Origin of the sequence: Rhizobium sp. BR 317, from assembly GCF_047445835.1 — a bacterium.
Classification (GTDB): domain Bacteria; phylum Pseudomonadota; class Alphaproteobacteria; order Rhizobiales; family Rhizobiaceae; genus Rhizobium; species Rhizobium paranaense.
On the sequence record NZ_JARWLB010000016.1, the window covers coordinates 1 to 22,064 of the forward strand.

At 53.5% G+C, this 22,064-nt stretch carries 19 protein-coding genes and 1 pseudogene; 7 read left to right on the top strand and 13 right to left on the bottom strand.

Translation table 11 applies throughout. The annotated features are described in order from the left end of the window. Positions 1-293 precede the first annotated feature (293 nt). From rfbG to rfbF, 4 genes are read left to right on the top strand one after another with little or no spacing between them, the layout of a single operon-like run. Complete coding sequence (gene rfbG / locus QD357_RS22425) at positions 294-1,376, top strand: CDP-glucose 4,6-dehydratase (protein ID WP_414125046.1); 1,083 nt, start codon at positions 294-296, stop codon at positions 1,374-1,376. After that, positions 1,373-2,206 carry an NAD-dependent epimerase/dehydratase family protein gene (locus tag QD357_RS22430; RefSeq protein ID WP_414125047.1) on the top strand — a complete coding sequence of 278 codons (834 nt, stop codon included), beginning with the start codon at positions 1,373-1,375 and terminating at the stop codon, positions 2,204-2,206. The genes rfbG and QD357_RS22430 overlap by 4 nt, the downstream gene beginning before the upstream one ends. Next, positions 2,206-3,186 (top strand): glycosyltransferase family 2 protein, encoded by a 981-nt coding sequence (locus QD357_RS22435; protein WP_414125048.1) that lies wholly within the window; start codon positions 2,206-2,208, stop codon positions 3,184-3,186. The genes QD357_RS22430 and QD357_RS22435 overlap by 1 nt, the downstream gene beginning before the upstream one ends. Before the next feature lie 10 nt (positions 3,187-3,196). Beyond that, complete coding sequence (rfbF, locus tag QD357_RS22440) at positions 3,197-3,970, top strand: glucose-1-phosphate cytidylyltransferase (protein WP_414125049.1); 774 nt, start codon at positions 3,197-3,199, stop codon at positions 3,968-3,970. Between the two features lie 395 nt (positions 3,971-4,365). Here rfbF and QD357_RS22445 read toward each other — a convergent pair whose 3' ends face one another. From QD357_RS22445 to QD357_RS22480, 8 genes are all read right to left on the bottom strand, one after another. After that, positions 4,366-5,145 carry a glycosyltransferase family 2 protein gene (locus QD357_RS22445; RefSeq protein WP_414125127.1) on the bottom strand — a complete coding sequence of 260 codons (780 nt, stop codon included), beginning with the start codon at positions 5,143-5,145 and terminating at the stop codon, positions 4,366-4,368. Next, on the bottom strand, positions 5,111-6,049 hold the full coding sequence (fcl, locus tag QD357_RS22450) for a GDP-L-fucose synthase (RefSeq protein ID WP_414125050.1): 939 nt from the start codon (positions 6,047-6,049) through the stop codon (positions 5,111-5,113). Before fcl ends, QD357_RS22445 begins: the two co-directional genes overlap by 35 nt. 4 nt (positions 6,050-6,053) lie before the next feature. After that, the gene (gmd, locus tag QD357_RS22455) at positions 6,054-7,136 is read right to left on the bottom strand and encodes a GDP-mannose 4,6-dehydratase (RefSeq protein ID WP_414125051.1); all 1,083 of its coding nucleotides are present in this window, start codon (positions 7,134-7,136) and stop codon (positions 6,054-6,056) included. A 20-nt stretch (positions 7,137-7,156) separates the two neighbouring features. Then, the gene (locus QD357_RS22460; protein WP_414125052.1) at positions 7,157-8,245 is read right to left on the bottom strand and encodes a GDP-mannose 4,6-dehydratase; all 1,089 of its coding nucleotides are present in this window, start codon (positions 8,243-8,245) and stop codon (positions 7,157-7,159) included. Then, a complete protein-coding gene (locus QD357_RS22465; protein ID WP_414125053.1) occupies positions 8,206-11,154 on the bottom strand; it encodes a glycosyltransferase in 2,949 nt (982 codons plus the stop codon). The genes QD357_RS22460 and QD357_RS22465 overlap by 40 nt, the downstream gene beginning before the upstream one ends. Positions 11,155-11,156: 2 nt before the next feature. Beyond that, positions 11,157-12,215 (bottom strand): methyltransferase domain-containing protein, encoded by a 1,059-nt coding sequence (locus tag QD357_RS22470; protein ID WP_414125054.1) that lies wholly within the window; start codon positions 12,213-12,215, stop codon positions 11,157-11,159. A gap of 279 nt (positions 12,216-12,494) precedes the next feature. Continuing rightward, on the bottom strand, positions 12,495-13,928 hold the full coding sequence (locus QD357_RS22475) for an ABC transporter ATP-binding protein (protein ID WP_414125055.1): 1,434 nt from the start codon (positions 13,926-13,928) through the stop codon (positions 12,495-12,497). Continuing rightward, positions 13,918-14,739, bottom strand: coding sequence for an ABC transporter permease (locus tag QD357_RS22480; RefSeq protein WP_414125056.1), 822 nt, complete (start codon positions 14,737-14,739; stop codon positions 13,918-13,920). The genes QD357_RS22475 and QD357_RS22480 overlap by 11 nt, the downstream gene beginning before the upstream one ends. 359 nt (positions 14,740-15,098) lie before the next feature. Between QD357_RS22480 and QD357_RS22485 the strand changes: the two genes are divergently transcribed. From QD357_RS22485 to QD357_RS22495, 3 genes and pseudogenes are all read left to right on the top strand, one after another. After that, positions 15,099-16,034, top strand: a complete 936-nt coding sequence (locus tag QD357_RS22485; RefSeq protein ID WP_414125057.1) for a hypothetical protein — start codon at positions 15,099-15,101, stop codon at positions 16,032-16,034. A 389-nt stretch (positions 16,035-16,423) separates the two neighbouring features. Further along, positions 16,424-16,579 (top strand): annotated as a pseudogene (locus tag QD357_RS22490) (IS66 family insertion sequence element accessory protein TnpB); the annotation flags it as partial. 586 nt (positions 16,580-17,165) lie between these two features. Next, entirely contained in the window at positions 17,166-17,384 is a 219-nt protein-coding gene (locus QD357_RS22495; protein WP_414125058.1) for a hypothetical protein, read from the top strand. A 418-nt stretch (positions 17,385-17,802) separates the two neighbouring features. On the opposite strand, the gene QD357_RS22500 is transcribed toward QD357_RS22495, so the two are convergent. The 5 genes from QD357_RS22500 to nirK all read right to left on the bottom strand — a co-directional run bounded on the left by QD357_RS22500 (position 17,803) and on the right by nirK (position 21,863). Beyond that, entirely contained in the window at positions 17,803-18,144 is a 342-nt protein-coding gene (locus QD357_RS22500) for a hypothetical protein (protein WP_414125059.1), read from the bottom strand. A gap of 168 nt (positions 18,145-18,312) precedes the next feature. Then, complete coding sequence (locus tag QD357_RS22505) at positions 18,313-18,729, bottom strand: hypothetical protein (protein WP_414125060.1); 417 nt, start codon at positions 18,727-18,729, stop codon at positions 18,313-18,315. A gap of 253 nt (positions 18,730-18,982) precedes the next feature. Further along, entirely contained in the window at positions 18,983-19,678 is a 696-nt protein-coding gene (locus QD357_RS22510; RefSeq protein WP_414125061.1) for a Crp/Fnr family transcriptional regulator, read from the bottom strand. 17 nt (positions 19,679-19,695) lie between these two features. Continuing rightward, positions 19,696-20,631: an SUMF1/EgtB/PvdO family nonheme iron enzyme gene (locus QD357_RS22515; RefSeq protein ID WP_414125062.1), complete on the bottom strand. Its 936-nt coding sequence runs from the start codon at positions 20,629-20,631 to the stop codon at positions 19,696-19,698. Positions 20,632-20,711: 80 nt separating this feature from the next. Further along, entirely contained in the window at positions 20,712-21,863 is a 1,152-nt protein-coding gene (gene nirK, locus QD357_RS22520; RefSeq protein ID WP_414125063.1) for a copper-containing nitrite reductase, read from the bottom strand. Positions 21,864-22,064: the final 201 nt, after the last annotated feature.

A 22,064-nucleotide genomic window follows, 5' to 3' on the forward strand; every position in this document is an offset into this window, starting at 1 on the left:
TCGCTTCGAGACCGCGAAAGAGCCGTCAACGTTTCGATCTCCTGCTCGCTCATCGCCAACTCGATTACGCGCCGTCTGGGTGCCATGATGAAACTCCTCATTTGGATAACTCAAACCAGGAATCCGCCAGCCCGCTTCAGGTTCCATCAAAGGCCGCTTTCATGGATTCGCTCGTCTAGTATGCATAGGTGCTCGACATCAAGCGATCCTCCGATTAAAACCCCTGCGAATGAAGTGACCGGTCGCGGCCAATGCTGTGTTGGGAAAGGGGAACACCCATCTTGGAGATTTCAATGTCGACTGAAAAATTCGCTTCATTCGAATCGGCGCTGGCGGGAAAACGCATATTGGTAACCGGCAACACTGGCTTCACCGGAGGTTGGGTTTGTCTGTGGCTGAAATCGATAGGCGCAGCTGTTACTGGCTACTCGTTGCGCCCCGAGACTTCCCCATCTCTTTTCAACGCCATCGCTGACGATATCGACACGACATTCGGAGATATATGTGACTACGGTCAATTGGCCGATGCCGTTTTCCGAGTCGAACCGGATATTATCCTTCATCTTGCTGCGCAGCCTTTGGTGAGGCGCTCTTACGCAGAGCCGTTGCGTACGTTCTTAGTAAACGCGCAGGGAACCGCGCATGTGCTTGAAGCCGCACGTAATGTGAAAAGTGTGCGCGGTGTCCTCTGTGTAACCACTGACAAGGTTTACAAGAATAACGAATGGACGTGGCCATATCGCGAGAATGACGCGCTTGGCGGCAAAGACCCATATAGCGCTTCCAAGGCAGCGGCCGAAATGGTGATCCAAAGTTATGCGGCTTCGTATCCCAATGAACTTGGAAAAGGGCCTGCAATTGCAACGGCGCGTGGTGGCAACATAATTGGGGGAGGTGATTGGTCCGAAGACAGATTGATACCGGATTTTGTCCGCGCGGTTATGAACAATGATCGTCTTACGTTGCGATACCCCGACGCAACCCGTCCATGGCAACACGTATTAGCTCTCGTCCAAGGCTATCTGATGATCATGGCAGGCTTGCTGTCTAAAGATCCGGCACGTTACGCCCGAGCGTGGAATCTGGGCCCACACGACGTGAAGCAATATTCCGTTCGGGACGTGCTGACATTGATGTCGGTTTCCTGGCAGCGCCCGGATCTTACTTTCATGGAAGAACCGCTGCCTGAGGCAAGAGCTCTTGCCCTTGACAGCACGTTGGCCCGCAACGAATTAGGCTGGATGCCAGTTTGGGATACGGAGCAAGGTGTTAGGGAGACAGCTCGCTGGTACCGGCAATATTATGAAAATCCAAGTTGTGCCTCACAGATAACGCAGGAGCAGATTAACGCTTGGCGCGAGAAGATCGTCCAATGATCTTTATCATTGGAGGGACTGGACGGCTTGGAAAGGCAATTGCCAGCCGATACAGTTGCGAAGAGACCGCTTTACCAAGCCGCAGCGTTTATGAGAACTGGTGGATGCCGAATTCGGTTAGCTTGATTTCCGAATATTTTAGACCGTGGGACGGCTCCGGCTCGGTAATATTTGTTGCATCGGGATTATTGGACCCAAGTGCCGCCATGTCGGATCTCCAGAGGATAAACTATTCTTTGCCTGTCAATATTATCGAAGGGACCAAGAAGCTTGGAATACGCGTTGTCACCTTTGGAACAGTTACGGAAAGACTATTTCCTGAGGGTAATGCCTACGTTAAAAGTAAAATTGCGTTGAGCGAGTATATTGCGAGATCGGCCATACACGACGGCAGCGCTGCTCATATAAGATTGCACACGCTATACGGCCTTTATGAGCCCTCACCGTTCATGTTCTTAGGTCAAATATTGCGTGCGCTTCGCTCCCAATCGAAATTCGAGATGACGCAAGGAAAGCAGTTACGCGAATACCATCATTTCGAAGATGATGCCGGAGCAATCCACTGCTTTACGAAAAGTTGGGAGCCGGGACTTATCGAATTGAACCACGGCCAGTCCGTAGCGTTAAGAGATATTGCGGCCACGATATTTTCGGCATTCGATGCAGAAAACCTGCTCGCGATAGGATCGAAGCCGGAACCAAAGGAAGAAAACTACGGCGTGTCTTTTGACAAACCTGACTTTCTGAAATCTGTCTCCTTCAGGGATACTTTACCTGGGATACTCGGATATATGAAATACTGCTTGGCTGGCCTCGATACGGAATCATGATGGGCGAGAAATCTACCCCGAAGCCAAAACCGCTTATATCGATTTCGATCCCTGTTCTTAACGAAGAGGGAAATCTCGAGGCGCTTTATTCACGTTTGGCAGCCTTGGCCGTCGAAATGGAGGATAGGTGTAATCTCGAGTTTGTGTTTTCCGATAACCACTCGAGCGACCGCACGTGGTCGATGCTCACAGAACTGGCGGAGAGAGATACACGCGTTAAGGCAATTCGATTTTCTAAAAACTTCGGTTTTCAGCGCTCTATTCTCGCCAATTATCTCCATACTCGAGGCGAGGCAGTCATGCAGGTTGACGCGGATTTACAAGACCCGCCCGAGATGCTGGAGCAATTTTTTGAGCTGTGGCAAAAGGGCTACCATGTAGTCTACGGCGTGCGACGCGGGCGGCCGGAAAGCCTTTTCATTTCCAAGTTTAGACGCGCCGGCTATTGGTTTATTGACAAACTCAGCGAGCATCCCATCCCCCGGAATGTCGGCGATTTCAGGTTGGTGGACCGGAAGGTTGTCAACGTGCTGGCGAGGGTGAAATCACCCAGCCCGTATCTTCGCGGGGCGATAGCCGGATTCGGTTTCAAGCAAATCGGACTTCCGTATGATCGCGACGCCCGCGTTGCGGGGCAGAGCAAGTTCAATGTCAGCCGGCTGATACGCCTAGGTCTTACCGCGGTACTAAATCATTCTACTGTTCCCCTTAGGGCGGCATCATTTCTTGGCGGGGTAATATTGGCCCTGAGTCTGATAGGGGCATCCTACTATGTCATCTATCGGCTAATGCATCCTGACTTTCCTGTCGGAATCGCGAGTCTTCACATTCTCATGCTGTTCGGAATCGGGCTGAATGCGTTCTTATTGGGAGTTATTGGCGAATATCTGCTCAGGATTTACCTTATCCTTCGAGCGGAGCCAATTGCCATCGTGGAGCACAGCCTCAACTTCGAACCTTCGGAACTAAAATCATTGTAGGAGGAAGACTATGAAAGCCGTAATTTTAGCTGGCGGTCTTGGCACTCGCATAGCAGAAGAGTCCGACACAAAGCCAAAGCCGATGGTAGAAATTGGCGGCAGGCCATTGCTGTGGCACATCATGAAAATGTATGCTCACCACGGAATAAAGGATTTCATTATATGCCTTGGTTACAAGGGCTACGTAATTAAAGAGTTCTTTTTTAACTATTATCGACACATGTCGGATATGACAATCGATCTTGGTGTTGGTGATCACAAGATACTAAACAGCCAGTCAGAGGACTGGACTATTACGCTTGTTGACACGGGCATCGATACAATGACGGGTGGCCGCCTAAAGCGTGTGGCTTCTCATATAGGCAACGAAACGTTTTGTCTCACATACGGCGATGGCCTCTCAGATATAGATATTAGCGAAGAGATACGATTTCATAAAGGCCACGGTAGGCTGGCGACGGTGGCGGCAGTTCAGCCGCCGGGACGTTTTGGTGTATTAAATATTGACACCTCTTGGCGGGTTAATAGCTTTGAGGAAAAACCAAGCGACGAAATCGGGTGGATTAATGGCGGCTTTTTTGTCCTTGAACCAGCAGCTATAGACTATATTGAAGGCGATGCGACATCCTGGGAACGCGAACCGTTGTCTCGACTTGCGATAGATGATCAACTGTTCGCTCATCACCATCACGGATACTGGCAGCCTTGTGATACGCTTCGCGATAAACGCGAGTTAGAAAGCCTTTGGGCGCGTAATAAGGCCCCTTGGCGCGTTTGGTCTTAACGGAGCATGTTAGAGTGCGAAAACACCGGAAAAAAGGTAGGCTTTGGTCCCCATTCCCGCTCTATACATGCATAAAATAGATCTCGCCGATTCGAAATTAACCAACAGACATGCAGTTTTGCTGACTGGACCAGAACGGCGGCGGCGATGGTCGGTAGAAGATCGCGCGCAGCTACTGGCGGAGGTGCGTCGTTGGCGAAAGATTGCCGATCGTCATGTCATCGATCATGCGCCGGCGTAGCGGGCTTATCTCTGTCATTGTAATCTCCTGGATGAAGGTGCGCAGAACAGCCCAATCCTTCAAATCAGAAGCGCATCATGTAAATCCCGCGCTCCAAATGCCGCGCAAGCGGCTTCGTTCAATCCCTTCCGATTCAGCTAAAAACGGAAACGCTCTAACGAGCAAGCGATTTAAACCAAACGGCGTAAGGTTGCGCGAGCCACCACTTCAACGGCACTCTGCCGTAATGCTTTCGAACTGTTGCTATTGCCTCACGGTAGTGACGCACCCGCAGAGTTTTCGTCTTCGTGTTCTCATGCACGCGATTCACCGCAACGTAGTTATCAACGAAGCGGGGAGGGCCGCACTCCTTGTAAAGCCTCCACCAGAGATCATAGTCCATCGTCATATGGAGGTTAGGATCGACGCCACCTACTTTCTCCCATGCAGTACGCCGAATGACCGTCGCAGGTTGCGAAATAATACAGCGTAGAGCCAGTCGCCGCTCTGAAAATGGCTCAACCCACACCGGCTTCAGTGATTGCGTCTTTTGGACAAAATTCCAGCAGCGCCCATATGCCATGGGGGAATGCGGGCTCTGTTCGGCCACTCGAATCAGTCTCGATAGGCTCCCAGGTAGGAACCAGTCATCACTGTTGAGCCAACACACGTATTTAGCATGGCCGAGCCCAATGCCTTCGTTGATGGCCGCGGCCTGTCCGTCGTCGGCGTTACTGCGATAGCCAGCGAGGCGGTCACTCCACCTTTCGATGATCGCCTTGGAATTGTCAGTCGAGCCGCCGTCCATCACAAAGACCTCGACAGAAACATCTTGTTCGAAAATCGAACTCAATGCCTTCTCAAGATAACGACCCTGGTTGTACGAGGGAACGGCGACTGTAACAAGGGGCTCAGTCAGCTTAAACCTCGGCAGTCTTCGAAAGAAAATCGGAATAGGCGAGCTTGATCCCGTCTCGTAGTTTTGTACGCGCCTGCCATCCGAGCTTACGCAAGCGTTCGACGTTCAACAGCTTGCGCGGAGTTCCATCTGGTTTGGAGCTGTCGAATACTATTTCGCCTTTGAATCCTACCACGTCCGCGACCGTCTCAGCCAATTCTCGGATCGTAACGTCTTGCCCCGTGCCGACGTTGAAGAGACCTCCATCGACCTCTTCACGCTCCATCAAAAATACGCAAGCGTCGGCCATGTCATCCACATAGAGGAATTCACGCATTGGCTGACCCGAGCCCCATACTTCGTAAGTCTTGTCGCCCCGCATTTTGGCCTCGTGCGCCTTGCGAATTAATGCGGGTAATACGTGACTGTTGTTTAGATCGTAGTTATCATTGGGGCCATAGAGATTTGTTGGCATGGCATTGATATATTGTGTTCCATACTGCCGGTTATAGCTCTCACATAGTTTTACGCCGGCAATCTTGGCAATCGCGTATGGCTCGTTCGTTTGCTCAAGCGGACCAGTCAGTAGATACTCTTCGCTTATTGGCTGCGGACAATCACGGGGATAAATGCAGCTCGATCCAAGGAACAGCATCCGGTTCACGCCCGCTTGCCAAGCCGCGTGCGTGACGTTCGCTTCGACCATTAGGTTTTGATAAAGGAATTCGGCCCGGTAGATATTATTCGCGTGGATTCCGCCCACTTTGGCGGCCGCCATGAAAATGTAATCCGGGCGCTCGATAGCCATAAAACCGACAACGTCTGCCTGCTGCGTCAAATCAAGTTCCGAATGCGTTCGGGTCACCACGTTCGAATAGCCGGCAGCCTTGAGACGGCGCACTATAGCCGAGCCCACCATGCCACGATGACCTGCGACATAAATTTTGGCATTTTTGTCCATCTGTCTACTCGTGATATTGGTAAGTATTGAAACCGTGCTTCTTCACGACTTCATCCCGCTCTGCCGCCTTTAGGTCCTCACGCATCATCTCGGATACGAGTTCGGAGAAGGTGATTTTAGGTGTCCACCCCAGCTTCTCCTTAGCCTTGCTGGCGTCGCCAAGCAGGGTTTCGACTTCGGCAGGGCGGAAGTAGCGGGGGTCAACAGCAACAACGCAGTTCCCGTTGGGATCGAAACCTTTTTCGTTGACGCCCTCGCCAACCCAGCGAATTGCGATTCCGATTTCCTTTGCCGCTGCGTCCACGAATTCGCGGACACTATATTGAATGCCGGTGGCAATGACGAAGTCTTCTGGCTTGTCCTGCTGCAGCATCAACCACTGCATTTCGACGTAGTCCCTGGCATGTCCCCAGTCACGCTTCGCGTCGAGATTGCCGAGATGCAAGCAGTCCTGAAGGCCAAGTTTAATGCGCGCCAGCGCCCGCGTTATCTTGCGCGTGACGAAGGTTTCGCCGCGCACCGGGCTTTCGTGATTAAACAGAATGCCGTTGCAAGCATAAATGCCGTAGGCTTCACGATAGTTTACCGTGATCCAATAGGCATACAGTTTGGCGACCGCATAAGGGCTCCGGGGGTAAAATGGGGTTGTTTCCTTCTGTGGTGTCTCCTGCACTAGACCGTACAGTTCAGACGTACTTGCTTGGTAAAAGCGCGTCTTCTTTTCCAGGCCAAGAATACGGATGGCCTCCAGAATTCGTAGTGCACCTAGCGCGTCGGAATTTGCCGTGTATTCGGGCTCTTCAAAGGAAACGGCAACGTGCGACTGAGCGGCAAGATTGTAAATCTCGTCAGGCTGAACCGACTGAATGATGCGAATAAGGCTAGTGGCATCCGTCAAATCACCATGGTGCAAAATAAATCGACGGTTGCTCTCATGTGGGTCGACGTAAAGATGGTCGATGCGATCCGTGTTAAATAAGGATGATCGACGCTTTATGCCATGAACCTCGTAGCCCTTGCTCAGCAAAAGCTCGGCGAGATAGGAGCCATCTTGACCGGTGACGCCAGTAATGAGTACTTTTTTCACGATATTTGTCTCTACCTAAATTACACGAAACGCTGTAGCCGACGTATTTGGGCCTGGACCATACGCCCTACCATTTCTTCGAAGCTGACACTAGGCTGCCATCCTAGCATTTCTTTCGCCTTGGCTGGATCGGCAACCGTCTTTCTCGGTTCCAGCGGCCTGACTAATACGGGATCGCTGAATACACATTTTTTCCAATCTCTGCCAACACTTTGATAAGCCACTTCACATAAATCCTGAAGCGTATGCGATAGTCCCGTCCCGATAACGAAGTCTGTTGGCAGGTCCTGTTGTAAAATCATCCACATTGCGCGGACGAAATCTGGCGCATAGCCCCAATCGCGCGAAACTTGCAAATTTCCCAGTGCCAGCTTGCCATCCTCGACGATGGGCCTGCCTCGTTCGTTGCGGTCCGGAGAACTGGTGATATTCAGCGCCTGACACGCTGCCCCATATGCAACCTTTTGGGGAAGGAAGTGCAGTGGCCGCCGCTCGCTTTCGTGATTGAAGAGGATGCCGCTGGCGATATACATCCCGTAGCTATCGCGATAGATTCCAGCCATTTGATGAGCATACACCTTGGCGGCAGCATAGGGGTTCACAGGATTGAAGGGAGTTTGCTCGTGCTGGCATTGTACGTCAGTCTGACCAAACATTTCCGACGAAGATGCGTGATATATCCGAGCGCGGGGGCAGTTATGCCGCACCGCCTCAAAAAGCCTTACTGCTGCCAATCCATTAACGAGGAGCGTTTCAGGCGCCCGTGACCAAGATTCTCCAGGGCGGGACTGCGAGGCCAAATTGTAAATCTCGTCCGGCTTAGCGTCCTGCACGGCCGTTGCGAGGTCGATCCCTTCCGAAACATCTCCAAATAAGACCTCGATTCTGCCGACCAGATGGCTGGCGCAATTTGCCTTATACCAGCTCTCCTGTCGCGCAAACCCGAAGACCTTATAGCCTTTTTCTAGTAGGAGTTCGGCTAGATAGGAACCATCTTGTCCAGTAACGCCTGTGATCAACGCTCGTTTCATCGGCACGTCTATATCACCTTCCATTTCAAAAGGCGCACTCAACTGAAGCTTCTGCGAAGGCTCGACGAATTGCGCCATGCCTTTCTGATCAGAGTGCCCATTGCGGGTGATCGACGATCAATCACGCTGAACACTGTGCGGGCTACATACCTCATATTCTCTCGGTTGCGCCGGATTCGAAAAAGCTGTCCGGTGAAATGGAACAGAGCAGGCAACCGATATACGCGCGGCAATATGCGCCGCAAGGTGGCTCCGCCCGTCCAAGATTCATACAGGCGATAGTACCAGAGCCCGTGGTAGTAGCTGTAGCTGACATAGCCGCCATGCTCTTCGCAGATTTTGAAAACCTCTTCGAATATCTTTCCGCGCATCGCCAACGTCTTGGCGTCCTTATGCAAGCGAGATTGCGCGAGCTTTTCAAAAGTATGGTGGATGATGCCCCCTGACGATCCGATCCTCAGCCAGTAATCGTAATCCATGGCGGTCTGAAGTTCGGCGTTGAACGTACCAGTGCGCTCCGAAATGCGACGCCTCCAGAAAGCGGCCGGCTGGCAGATGCAGCAGTCCTGCATTAGCCGTTCAAATGTGAATTCGGCCGTCGCATACGCGCCGGTTATTTTGCCGTCTTCATCAATATAGTCGGCATTGCCGTAAACGAGGTCACATTCGGGATAGTCATTGAAATAATCAACAACTTTTTCAAGGGCGCCCTGTAGCAAAATATCGTCAGAATTGAGATAAGCTAGGATTTCGCCGCTGACCTTTCGCATGCCTTTGTTGATGGCATCCGCCTGTCCCTTGTCCGGCTCCGATATCCATCGGATCTTGTCGCCATAGCTTTTCAGAATCTCGACAGTTTCATCGGTCGAAGCGCCATCCATGACGACCAACTCGACATTCTTATAGCTCTGCGACAAAACACTGTCGATCGATGCCCGAATGAAATGGGCATGGTTACGGGTCGGCATCACGATGCTCAGCAGGGGTTGCCGCCTCTGAGGCCCTGGCGCGTGTGCGACCCTATCAAGGGCAGCGCGCAGGTTGTGAGCGGGTGTGGTCCAATTGTAAGCGGCCAGACGTTCGCCCGCCTTCACCGAAAGGCTCTCCCGCAGACCCTCTTCGTTGACTATCCTGGACATGAGTTGCGTCATCGCGCCGACATCGGTGGGGTCACAGGCAAGGACGGCATCGCCGCCCACCTCGGGCAGCGAGGTCGCGTTGCTGCAAAGAACCGGCGTGCCGTGATTGAACGCTTCCAGAAGCGGCATGCCGAAGCCTTCGAAGAGTGAGAAATAGACCAACGCGACGGCTTCCCGGAAGAGCGCCGCCACCTGCTCGTGGGGAACGAAGCCAAGATGTATTACAGGAAGGTCTTCGAACCCCTTGATCACGTCCGCAAAGCCATCGGGACTTCCCGTCAGCACAAGACCGGTTCTCGGCGGCAGTAATTGTTGGGCATCGCGAAATGCTTCAAACAGCCGACGATGATTCTTATGCGGCCAAATGTTGGCCGGCATGTAGAAGAACCGATCAAAAGCCCGCGCGGCGGCGGGCAGGGCGCCGTCTGCAGGCTCGTCGCGAAGCTCTTCCGGCAGCGCGGCTGGCATCAGGAACACATCCTCAGAAAGAGTCCAGCCGTTGTTCACCAATGTGGCGCGCGAGTGATCCGTCATAGTCGCGACAGCACCGCCGCATGACAAGGCATAGGCAAAGGCGCGCCGGCGGGCCGCCAAGACATGCTTAGGAAAGAACTCCGGAAAGAACTCGTGCTGAATATCCGGAATGACGAAAATCTGCCGTCCGAACGGAATGTTCGGATGCTGCTCTTGTGGATATGTGCGTATAATCGCTTGAGCGCGCATGTTCTCACAATGGCGAGTCATCTCGTTGTAGAAAGCGACCGGGTGTTCATCGAGCGGAACGAATTCTACATTGTCTCCCTCAATCAAGATAGGCGGTGGTCCAGGGCGATGGAACATGACTACCCGATCCATTGGATAAAGCCGCACCATCTCGCGAAGGACGCCTTTCACCCAAGGGACAATTCCCCCGGAGGTGCCGGCGTATAGCGGGAAAAGATCGACGCCGATCACCAGCCGGTCCATTTCTCCCGGGTGTCTGGGCATCCCTATGGCATTGACATTTAGTCGCTGCATGTCCGATTGTACCGCGAACCAGAAGTCCTGGAGCGTTCTCTGAATATCACCTTGGAACATGGAGGGGTCTGATCGCATGGCATTCGTAAGAGTATCCAGCCAATAGGACACTGCTCCATGGGTAATGGCTTTGCCGCTATAGCGCTCAGCCATGAGGCGCAGTTCCTCCGCCCGTCGAAACCCACCGTTAGCCGTTAGAGTATCTCCCCATTCGCGCGAAGCTGCCAACGGCACATCGATCGTCGCGGGCTCAGCCAATTTTGCGAGGCGGATCCAGAGATCCCAGTCGAAAGTCCAGCGGAGATTGACGTTGAGCGGGCCAGCCTCCTTCAGAACTTTCGGGTTCATGAATGTCGCCGGTTGCAGGATATAATCCAGGCCTTCAACAAGTGCATCACGATTGTAAAGTATGGTGCCCGGATTGAAGGTGGCCTTCATCTCACCGGCCTCATCCACGCGAAGACCATTGCCAAACCAGAAACTCGCGTCGGGATTCTCGCGCCACTTAGTGGCCAGTTGCTCGAATGCGCCAGGTAAGTAGAAATCATCCGCATTCAGCCACGCGACGATATCGCCGGTGCACTTCGCCAACCCCTTGTTGATCGCATCGGCGGCACCTTTGTCGGGTTCACTCACATAATTCGTCAAACGCTCACGATTACGGTCCAAAATCTCCAACGTGTCATCAGTTGAGCCGCCGTCGATGACGAAATGCTCAAAATTTCCCCAATTCTGGGCAGCGACCGAATCCAGACACTGCTGGAGAAAGCGCCCCTGGTTCAGGGACGGGGTGACGATCGAAATTTTTGGTAGCTGGCTAGAAGAAGACATGATCAGCTATTTTTTTCCTGCATTGCGGCCTGCAATTCGTGGATCATCTTGGTCAGCGTATTGATCTGATCCAATCTATCAGCCCTATCACCATCGATAATCGCGATCTGCGCGCTTAAAGTATCGATCTGCGCGCCCAAAGTATTGATCTGATCAAGCCTCTCGGCGCGATCGGCGTCGATCACCTTTATGCGGCTATCCAGATCCAACATCGCCTGCACGAACCGACCGGAAGGCGTTGACGTCAACGCAGCCTCGGCGGTCTCATCTGAGTTGGCAACGATTGGCTGCCTGCTTACCGCGAAGAACATATCGTATTGGTAGAACATCGGTGGCTCAAACACGATGTGCTCTGCGCCGAGCTGCTTGAAAAGACGGCTGACCGATTCCTTCGTAAAAAGATAGAGATGCTCGTTGGATTTGAATTGCTCGAGGAATGCCCCGTTTGTCGCCACCAACTGTTCGTAATTCATTTCGTTTTTGAATTGCGGGGTTTGAATTAGAAGTAAACCATCCGGCTTCAGCAGGCGTAGGGTGTGCTCCATGGTTCCGACGGGATCAGGCAGATGCTCGAGTACATCCATTAACGCCACAACATCCAGGCTTCCAGGCTCGATGTCGAGATTCTCTACTGGGCCCACCGAGATTGGCACGCCAAAAGTCTTATGTCCGAACTCGACGACCCACGGGCTCATTTCGAGACCGGCGGCTTCATAGCCGGATTGGTGAAGCAGCCCTACAAAGCTGCCATGCGAGCAACCCAATTCCAACACCTTTGCCGGAGGGAGGCGATATTTAAGGAGCGTCCTCAACCAATGGAGATTGCGGTCGGTAAGGTCGCTTCTGGATCGCTGAAAAATGTTTGGAAAGCCCAGGTCTTTGCTTTGGTGCTCAAGCCAATATTGCCGCCCATAAAAATCGGCGTCATCATTTGAAACCTGGAGCTCCTCGTTCGACAATCCAACGAGCGAAACAAGCGTGCCGCAATTTGCGCACCTTTCGTATTCCGCGCTGAATGGAAGAAATTCGTGAGCGCCACACCAGCAAATTCGCTTTGTCATCACCTAGTTTTCCTGACTCTGAATACTGCCCCGCTGCAGTTATTCCATTTATTTTCGATATCGAGCAACCCAGAGGTAATCCCGTTGGGCGAAAGGAGTGCGTATACCTAAGTTCACCGCCTTCCGATCACTTAAGCTGCCGCTTTCCGTAAACACGCATACAGCACCGTTAAACTGTGTGGCGCCATATTGTCTGTCTGTGCGGATACGGTCGACCCCTTCGGCTGTAGCCATCGCTGCAAATGACCGGTGACTGACGCAGCGCTCGTTATCGCCAGATCAGCTTGTGGCGACGGTTTCAAAGGCATATTCGAAAGCTCCAGGTAGATCAGCAACACCATGATGAGTGAGCGCTGCGCCACTATGCATACGGCGCCAGCCGACCGCGATAACTCCTGCCCTAGGCAAATGGCAGAGGCGAGATATGTGAGAGAAAATCCTCTCATGATTGAAGTTTGTCATACCATGATATGTTTCCGCATCAATCGTGGCTAGACCTAGCTCAAAGCTATATTCTCCAAGTTCGAGCTTCAGCTCGACGCTCTGGCGGCAGCGAATAAGCGTGCCCGCCGGCAGATATTGCGGTGTTTCTACGCTGTATTCGAGTGATCCCTTGCCGTGAACGTTGATCCCTCTTTCGTTCTGTAGAACGACACCGGCAAGCGGAATCGCGATCGGATTCGATAATAGGAACTCATAGCAGAAAACCGCGGTTTCCCCCTGGGCAAAGCTGGCGCAACGGTTTCCGGATGTGTCAAAAACCCCGTAGCGGGTGCAGCGTGCCGAGCCATTGCCAACCTGGTTCGTCGCTTCGGCATTAACGAACGCAGTATCATCTGGCCAGAAATCCGTTCGGGTCGCTCTCGGCAAGGTGATAGGGTTCGCAAGAGACGCATCAAGCTGCGCCACGCCAATGCGCTCCGCCAGCTTGGGTTGATGCAACTGATAATAGCGCTTGGCAGCTTCGCTCGATTCTCCGACGAATAACGCTTTGCCGCGATCGAGTAAAATTGCTCGATCGCAGAATTGCTCGATATCAGTCATGGCGTGCGAAACAAGTAAGACAGCGGCACCGGAATCTCGCAGGGCTTCGAGGCGAGCATAACATTTTTGCCGGAAAAATACATCTCCAACCGCAAGCGCTTCGTCGATGATGACAATGGAGGCATCGATGTGCGCCTGGACCGCAAACGCTAGCCGCACAAACATGCCGCTCGAATAGCTCTTTATCGGTTGGTCGATGAAATCCCCGATATCGGCAAACTCGACAATACGGTCGTAGCGTTCTTCGATTTGCTTCTGGCTGAGGCCAAGGATTCGAGCATTCAGGAAGACATTATCGCGGCCGCTGAATTCAGGATTGAATCCACTACCCAGTTCCAGCAGCGCAGCAATTCGGCCATCCACTCTGACCTCACCGGAGGTCGACGACAATGTGCCAGCCAGGATTTGCAGCAGGGTACTTTTACCACTGCCGTTGCGCCCGATTATGCCTAGAGTCTCACCAGGTTTGACCTGGAATGAAATATCGCGCAACGCCCAGAATTCACGATGGTAAGAGGGCGGATTTCGAGGTTTCGCTAGCCCTGTCCAACTCGTCAGCTCATGCAGGCGTGGCATCAGCAGTTGCTTCAGACGATCCCGAGGATGATCATAAATATCATATCGTTTGCTGAGGTTTTTAACATCAATGACAGCTTTGTCAGAGTACATCGGCAAAGCCTTTTCTTGTCTTCTGGAACCACGTGAATCCCAAATAGAAGACCAGCACGCCAATGACAAGGCTGACACTCCATGCTTCCCAATCAATGGGCGCGCCCCACAATAGTGCGGCTCGGAGCTGTATGACGGGAAGCGTAATCGGGTTCCATACCAGCATTGCCTGATACAACGGCGGCAAGGCGTCGATGGGATAAAATATCGGTGCCAGAAACAACATGATCGTAGTTGCCATTACAATCACCTGTGCAAAATCGCGTAGGAAGACCCCCAATGAGGATAAAAGCCAGCTTAGGCCGAGTGCAATTAGAAGCATCGGCAACAATATAATAGGAATTAGCAGACCGCTCACATGCAGAGGTGCACCGGAAAATACACAGAAAATCACCAGGACCAGCAGGCTGACCAAGAAGTGGCCGAGCGCGGATCCCAATGCCATCAGCGGGAGTATCTCCAAAGGGAAAACAACTTTTGTGACATAGTTCGGATGGCTCACAATCAACGTCGGTGCCCGGTTAAGGCATTCGGCAAAAAGCGCATGAACGATCAATCCAGAGAAGAGCACGATGGCAAATCCGACCTTACTCTCATTGGCAATACCCCAACGGGCTTTAAAGGCCACACTGAAGACAAACGTATATATAGCCAACATCAACAGTGGGTTGAGAAGCGACCAGGCGACACCAAGGAAAGAACCTTTATATCGGCCGATGAAGTCGCGCTTGATAAGCTCCCAAAGAAGTTCGCGGTGATATGCCAGTGTCGAAAGCATACTCGTTGGGTTTATGCTGTGTTTGTTGATCATTCAGCGCGCCTATGCAGTTTTCATAGTGATGAAGTTTTCCCAGAAAGGTAACTACGGATTTTTCTGAACATCCACTCACACGTGGCGGGAGTATCATTTTTGCATTCGCGTCCATCGGCGCGCCAGCCTTTAATCAGCTATTCGTTTCGAAATCAAATTCTTTAGGAACGGAACCAGGCACTATGTGTTCATAATTCATAATTCGAGGTGACCCAAAAATCATGGGCACCTGCCTTGCCGCGTAACCCCCGCGGATGAAAAATGATTAATCGCTATATAAAATTTGTGGTTTGGCTCACTTTCTGGATAGACTAAAAGCTGCTATCTGGGCCACTGAAACAGCTAAGGCCTGATGAATAATGCCGCAAACAATTTCAGCTGGGAACGATGCCAGCAACCGTTTGTCTCACGTCCTAGAAGGCGCCACCAATCGCCTCGCAGACATCCAGACCGAGTTATCTCTTCGGCGCTCAGAGTTCCAAATTCTTCTTGAGCAAAATTCGGCTATCTTAGCTCAATGCCGTGCATCTAGTATGTTGGCTCTGGATTCATACATACTGAACAATCCGCGGTATCAAGACAAAAGATGCGTAAACGGGGCTTATGGCCAAGTTTACAGCCAAAACAATGAGGACGGCATTATCGCGGAGATATTCAGGCGGATTGGTCACGACACGAAGTCATTTGTCGAAATCGCCGCTGGGAATGGGATCGAAAACACAACTCGCCTCCTTCTGGATCTCGGCTGGACCGGTGTTTGGATTGAAGCCGGCGAAGCGGAAGCAGCATCTATTCGATCGCATATGACTGGCCCTATTTCGAACGGTCGACTGGTTTATCTCCAGGAAAAGGTTGATCGTGATAATGTTGCCCCGCTTGTCGCGAACGTGATCAGAGCAAATCCCGATTTCCTTTCATTGGATATTGACTATAATACCTCCCACATTTGGACTGCATTGAAAGACTTGACCCCTAGGGTTGTCTGCGTAGAATACAATGCCCACTTCCCGCCAAGCGTAGATTACGAAGTCCCATACGATCCAAATGGAACGTGGAACGGAACAACTAACTTTGGCGCCAGTTTGAAGGCACTTGAAAGGATTGGTCACGAAGCCAACTACAGTCTCGTAGGCTGCGACATCTTTGGCGTAAATGCCTTTTTCGTACGAAAAGACCTTTGTGATGAAGATAAGTTTTTGGCGCCGTTCACTGCTGAAAATCACTACGAACCACCGAGGTTCAATCTCATAGGTATGCGTGGGCACGGCCGTCAGGCACAGTACTCCGTGCTGTAGCAAAGGGACAGATTGCACCAAGATTCAGGCGTTTGAAATGTTCGGCAGCCATCTCTGGCAGCCGTCGCCGGGATGCTGCGCTTTGGGGTTACGCACACTCTCTTGCGAGGTGGCCTCACCGCCGCGATTTGAAGAGTAAGCGTGCGAGCAACCAATGTGGCAGCCCCTGCCGTCATGCCAAGCCTTAACGCCGAATTTAGCAAGTTCGCGCCATAGTCGCGTCCTAACTCTTGGGCATTGGTACTGTTTACATGATTTATGGTGCATCGACGGCGACACCTCAGCTTCCATGGTAAGCGTCCGGCGTAAGCGCGCGTTTTGCGGCACCTTTTGGCATTGAAAGATGTGAGGCATGAGGTGTGCACCAGAAAAGAGGTGGACACCATATTATGGCCAATGAGGATGAGAAACTTCGTGTGAAGCTCGTGGGTCGGGACGGGCGGCGGAGCTTTGATCGGCTGTCGAAGGCACGGTTGATCGAAAGTTGTTTGCAGCCAGGCACGTCGGTCGCGCAACTTGCATTGGACCATGGGATTAATGCGAACTGAACCGCGCCGGGTTTGCCGGAGACCCCAACTTCTGAGAAAGTGGAGCCGATATGAGCAAGACAACAAACAAATTTTCACCGGAAGTCCGCGCCTGAGCAGTGCGGATGGTTTTGGATCACCAAAGCGAATATTCCTCGCGATGGGCAGCGGTTTCCTCGATCGCCGCCAAGATCGGCTGCCCGGCGCAGACGCTCAATGAATGGGTGAAGAATTCGATGCAATCTGAACTTACCAATGTGCAAATACAATTAAACACGCTATTTCTAATGCTCTAAACTATAGGCGGAAGTATTTTTTCGGAGCTTATCGAGATGCTCCTCGCAGATTGTTTTCACTAGGTGCTGCAATCCACTGGTACGCTCGCTGAGCCAGATGAGCGACAATGCGAGAACTGTGTTCGTTGGACCGGGCAGGATCAAAAGAGCGAAGGCGGCGATAAAGAAATGTGAGAGATCCATTTACGGGGTTCCAAAGTTTGCTCGCTTCTATTGGCACACGATACATGGGGGGTAATTGATCAAAGTCATTTTGGGATGGAACCAGCCTTCCCCTTGGCCGTTGAGATCGATCGGAGGATGTTGCCATGCCTCGCTTGATTTCATTCATGCTCACTCGGCTTTTGATCGGGTTTGCGATTGGCACCGTGGTCGGCCTGATAATATGGACGAACGGTGTCTCACCAGTCGCTTTATCGCTCGTTGCTCCGGAGCGCTACATAGCGTTCGGAATGTTCGTCTACCTTTTCGCCAGCACCATCGGCATCAGCTATTTCTCTACGGCACTTTTCCTGGACGATCTTTAGAATGATAGGTCGTCGCATGGAAAGCCATCAATCAGCATTTTGAGTTAGGTCAAGGACGGGAAGTCCGGTTGGTTGCATATTAGGCCATGCTCGGTTTTCGACCCTCTTGAAGGCGTGCCGTTGTGGCCCGCTCTTGGATGAGGAGAGCGGGGCCACGTCAATATCTCGAAAGTTGCAGGTAACCTTGATCAACCTAAATCCACAGCAAGCCGCGGCAGTGCAACAGATTCATACCAGGATTGCCGGCTCTTCGTGGTTCAATAGAAATTCGGTTACGGAATGGGAGCTTTTGAAGCTCATCCTTCGCAGCCTGGCTCGCAGCGATGAGGAAATGGCGGTTCAAGAGATTTGCGAGCGCGAGGCTCGTGCGCGCTTTTCGCACTGATCGCGGTGCCGAATGCTAGAGTTGCTTTTGCCGCTAGCCCGGGTGAGGCTTATCTTGTCTGTTCATTGCCATCCTGCCACCAAGCCGCTGCCATAATCTTACGTCTTCGGCGGTGATCCTCAGGGCTGGAATTGCTCCGAGTTGCAAAAGCTTTTCCGAAGCGATCGCCGCAAACACATCCATGCACTCCAGAAATCGAAGCGCTCCGTCGCGCGGCGGCAAGGCGGCGGTCAGAATGCCTCTTCTTGTCACCGTCACCTGGCAAGAATGCCGGTCATGCGCGTGAAACAGGAAGGAGCCGGTTCTGGTCGTTTTGTCGAATGCGATCGTGTCTGCGGTGCGTCGATCAATCCCGATCATCTTCCAGCGTTCCACTCCGGCTTCCTCTGCCTCGCGAGTATGTTTGGATTCCCTGGACACCAGGTGTGAGGCGCCAACCGTGCAGAAACGATTCCAGAATGGCGCGTGGCTCTCCACCGACACTGCTGTTTGAACCGAGGAATTCGAGAACATCCAGGTGACGGCGCCGCTCGAGTTCGTTCCTCATCGTTCCGATCCTTCCATGCTCGAGCCCTGGGCGCCCATGGACGCTCCTGCGAGGCTCACTCGACTGAGCACGACTGCCTTGAGAAGTTGCGACCCAAGCCGCGCCTGCAGCGCCATGTCGTCGAAGAGCATGGCCGCTTCTTCAAGCTCTCCTCGCTCGGCATACGAGGCCAACTCTTCCAGTCCGGTGGTGAGGTCGACGAGGGTGGCCACTTTCACACGTTGTCGAAGTGCGAGATGATAGAGTTCTTGAACGATCGATTTCCTTTCGGACGGCTCCACCCTCGTCAGAACCTCGCCGACGGCCGACGAGCAGTCGTATTCGGGGTCGAGTCGCCTGGCGAGCACCTTTATCTGACGGATGGCGGAGACAACGTCCCACTCATCCGGCGACGGCCTGAGAGTTGAAGTCATCGGCTTCCCCCTTTACCCATTCGATTGCTTTCAGCCACATTGTCTCGGCCAAAATACTGGCCTGGACGTATCGGATCGGTCCAAGCATCGGCACGAACAAGGGTGCCATATGGGACGTCTCGATTGGCTGTATGGTACCCATTTTGTCGCCGGCCTTGCTTGTTCGGCATCAAACAGAACGTGAGTTGTGCCCGCTTCTAGCGAAGGCCATGCCCTTGCCATATCTTTGGTCCGCACCCTGACCGGCTGTCGGTTATCTCCGTGCGCCGTCGGCGAGGATGAGCAGACGCTCTCCATCGGTTACCGTGAGTTTCTGCCGCCCGCCCTCGACGATACCCTTCGCCTCCCATGCGCTGAGGATTCTTGAGACCGTGTGCAGTGTCGTCCCGGTCATCTCCGCGATATCCTGGCGGGAGATTGGGAAATCGATGCGAATCCCCGCATCCACCGCCCGACCGGCCTGCTTGCAGAGTCGCAGGACGGCATGGGCGACCCGCTTTTCAACTTCCTCGGTCGACATTTCGCGTATCCTGGTATGCGCTTCTTCCAGACGCTGCCCGATCGTCTGCATCGCGCTCATAGCCAGTCGAGGATTCTGCTCTACGAAACACGACCACATTTCGGTCGGCCATCCGAGCACCACACTTTCCGCTGCAGCAACCGCGGTGCCGGGATAATCCGATCTGCGAAGTGCCATGGCGAAGCCGAATAGATCCCCCGGATGGACCATCCGGACAATGATCTGCTGGCCGTCCTGAGTGACCTGCGTCACCTTCAGCCGCCCGTGCAGCAGCAGAAAGAAGGATTTCGCCGGCGCGCCCTGCTCGAACACCGAGTCTCCCATTGCGACACGGCGTGAAATAGCATGCTCGAGCATTGCATCGAGATCGGGATCCGTCATCCGCTCGAATAGCGGCAGCGTCTTTAAAACTGTGCGATCGACCCTCATCGTCTATTCGTCTTTCTTTAGGTTTTAATGATTGTTGCAAGGAGCTGCGCGGTGGCCCTGCGAGCAAAATTTACGATGCTTTCCAACAGCGACGGGCGGCGCACGAGACGGAATCCAAGATTGTCGGGAGGTGCTCCCACGGAACATCCTCCGCCCTTCGGGTTTCTGACGAAGCTGTTCATCGGCGAGCGATGTCTTCCGGCAGTGATCATGACCCCGCAACTGGAAGGGTCCAGATCTTCATCGGCTTTCGTCTTGTCGAGATCGATGCGCCTGTTGCAGGTCGACGTCCATTCCCAGATGTTTCCGGCGAAATCGACGAGCCCGGTCTGGCTGATGCCGAAAGAACCCTTCGGCTGAGGGCGAGGATCAACCGAAGCGGAGCGGCGGGCTTCTCGTTCGTAATCGGCGAGCCAGCGCTTGGCGGGATTGCGATCGTCCGGGTCTATGCCAAGCGCATCGTCTGGAAATCGATCGGCCGCCGCGTAAGCGAGTTCGAAATCGGTCGGTAGCGTCCATTCTTGCCCGGTATGGTGCGACAGCCAAGCGGCGTAGCGCAGCGCATCATCGTAGCTTACACCGGTCACCGGGATGCTGTCGTTCGGCAAGGTGACGCCGGCTTCCGAGGGGATACATGCGGCGTCAGAGACGCAGCGTTCGTATTCGGCCTGCGTGACCTGATATTTCATGACGTCGAGCGGAACCACCACGGCTTCCTGCCGTTTGGGAGCGTCGATCGCCAGACCATTGCGAAAGTATTCCGTCACGTCGCGATATTCGAAGGCATGCGGCGCGATGGTGACGACCTCGGGGGAGACGACGGCGACACCTTGTCCTTCGAACGAAAGAAGCCCCGCCTTCTCGGCGAGCGCTCCGGAGAGCAAGCCGAGAATAGCGAGGGGAATGATGATCGACAGTTCCGAAACCGTTCTTCTAACGGCGTGCGGTGTCATGGCTTTGTTCGCAATTGCGCCCTTCTATTTGAAGCGGGTGCGCGGGGCCACATCGAGGGACCCGCGCGCCCGAGATACGATCAGGTTGCCGAGGGCGCCCTGATCGAGGTCATGAGATCGTCGTTCCAGTCGCCGGTCACCTTGAAGTGGGCGGCCGCGCCCAGCTCGAACGCCTCGATGAGATTGTGGTTCACGTAGGCGTAGATGCCCGGCTGCTTGAACGTGTAGATCGCGGCCCCAGCGGTGCCGCCCGGAATGAACCATGTTTCCTGGTCGGTATCCGGAGCGTTCAGGAACTTGCCGGTGGCCCACACATACTCGCCGTGGCCGCCGATGAGATGCGGACGGGTGTCACGGTTCGCCTGCGAATGCACGATCAGGACGGTCTCGCCCACCTTTGCAGTCATCGCGTTTTCGCCGGTCAGCGCTCCCACGGCGCCGTTAAACACGATGTGGGTCGGCAGGAGGGTCTTCATGACGGCGACCGTCTCTTCGTATGCCTCGCCGGGGCTGCCGAACTTCTTGAACTTGCCGTCGGCGTCGCGCGGGACGTAGAAGTCCTGTTCGCCGACGTAATAGACCTTGTCGTAGACGATCGGTTTGCCGCGGCCGTCAGTCAGCCCCTCGCGCGGCAGCACCATAATCGCGCCGTTCATCCCGGACGTGACGTGCCAGGGGACCATTCCCGGAGGTGCGCAATGGTAGACAAACACGCCTGCCTTTGTCGCCTTGAAGCGTAGAACCGTGCTCTCGCCGGGATTGACAACGGTGAGCGCTCCACCTCCCAGACCGCCGGTTGCGGCATGAAAGTCGATGTTATGCTGCATCGTGTTCGTATCGGGGTTGACCAATGTCAGTTCGACGTAGTCATCCTGATGGACGACCATCAGCGGTCCCGGAACCGAGCCGTCGAAGGTCATGGCGTTGATTTCGGTGCCTTCCTTGTCCAGCACCATCTTCTTTTCCTGGATGGTGAGCGTGAACTCCTTGATCTTGGGGCCGCCTTCAGCCTTCTGCGTGTGGGCATGGACGAAGGGCGGCTTGACGAGCTCGATCCTCTCTCGCGCGATCTTCGATAGATCTACCGCCGCTCCCGGCTTCCTAACCGCTTCCGCCGAGGCCACTTCCTCGTCGGCATGAGCAACCGTGGACATGATGATGGGCGTAAGCGCTCCCGCGACAGCAGCGCCCGTCAGCATCGTGCGCCGGGTCATTTGCAGAGTATGTGTCATTTCCAATCTCCATCATCGAAGAGAGGGCGAACGCCGCCCGGTCGACAAGGAAAGTAGAAGAAGACCCGAGAAACTCTTTGATGTGGCGCAAACTGCCTATTTGCTGCGACGCAAACTTTAGGCTGTGGTCTTCGAGTAATCTCAGAGACCGCCATTTTTCCCACTTGAACGTTTATCGCAACGACATATTGTCCGCTTAGA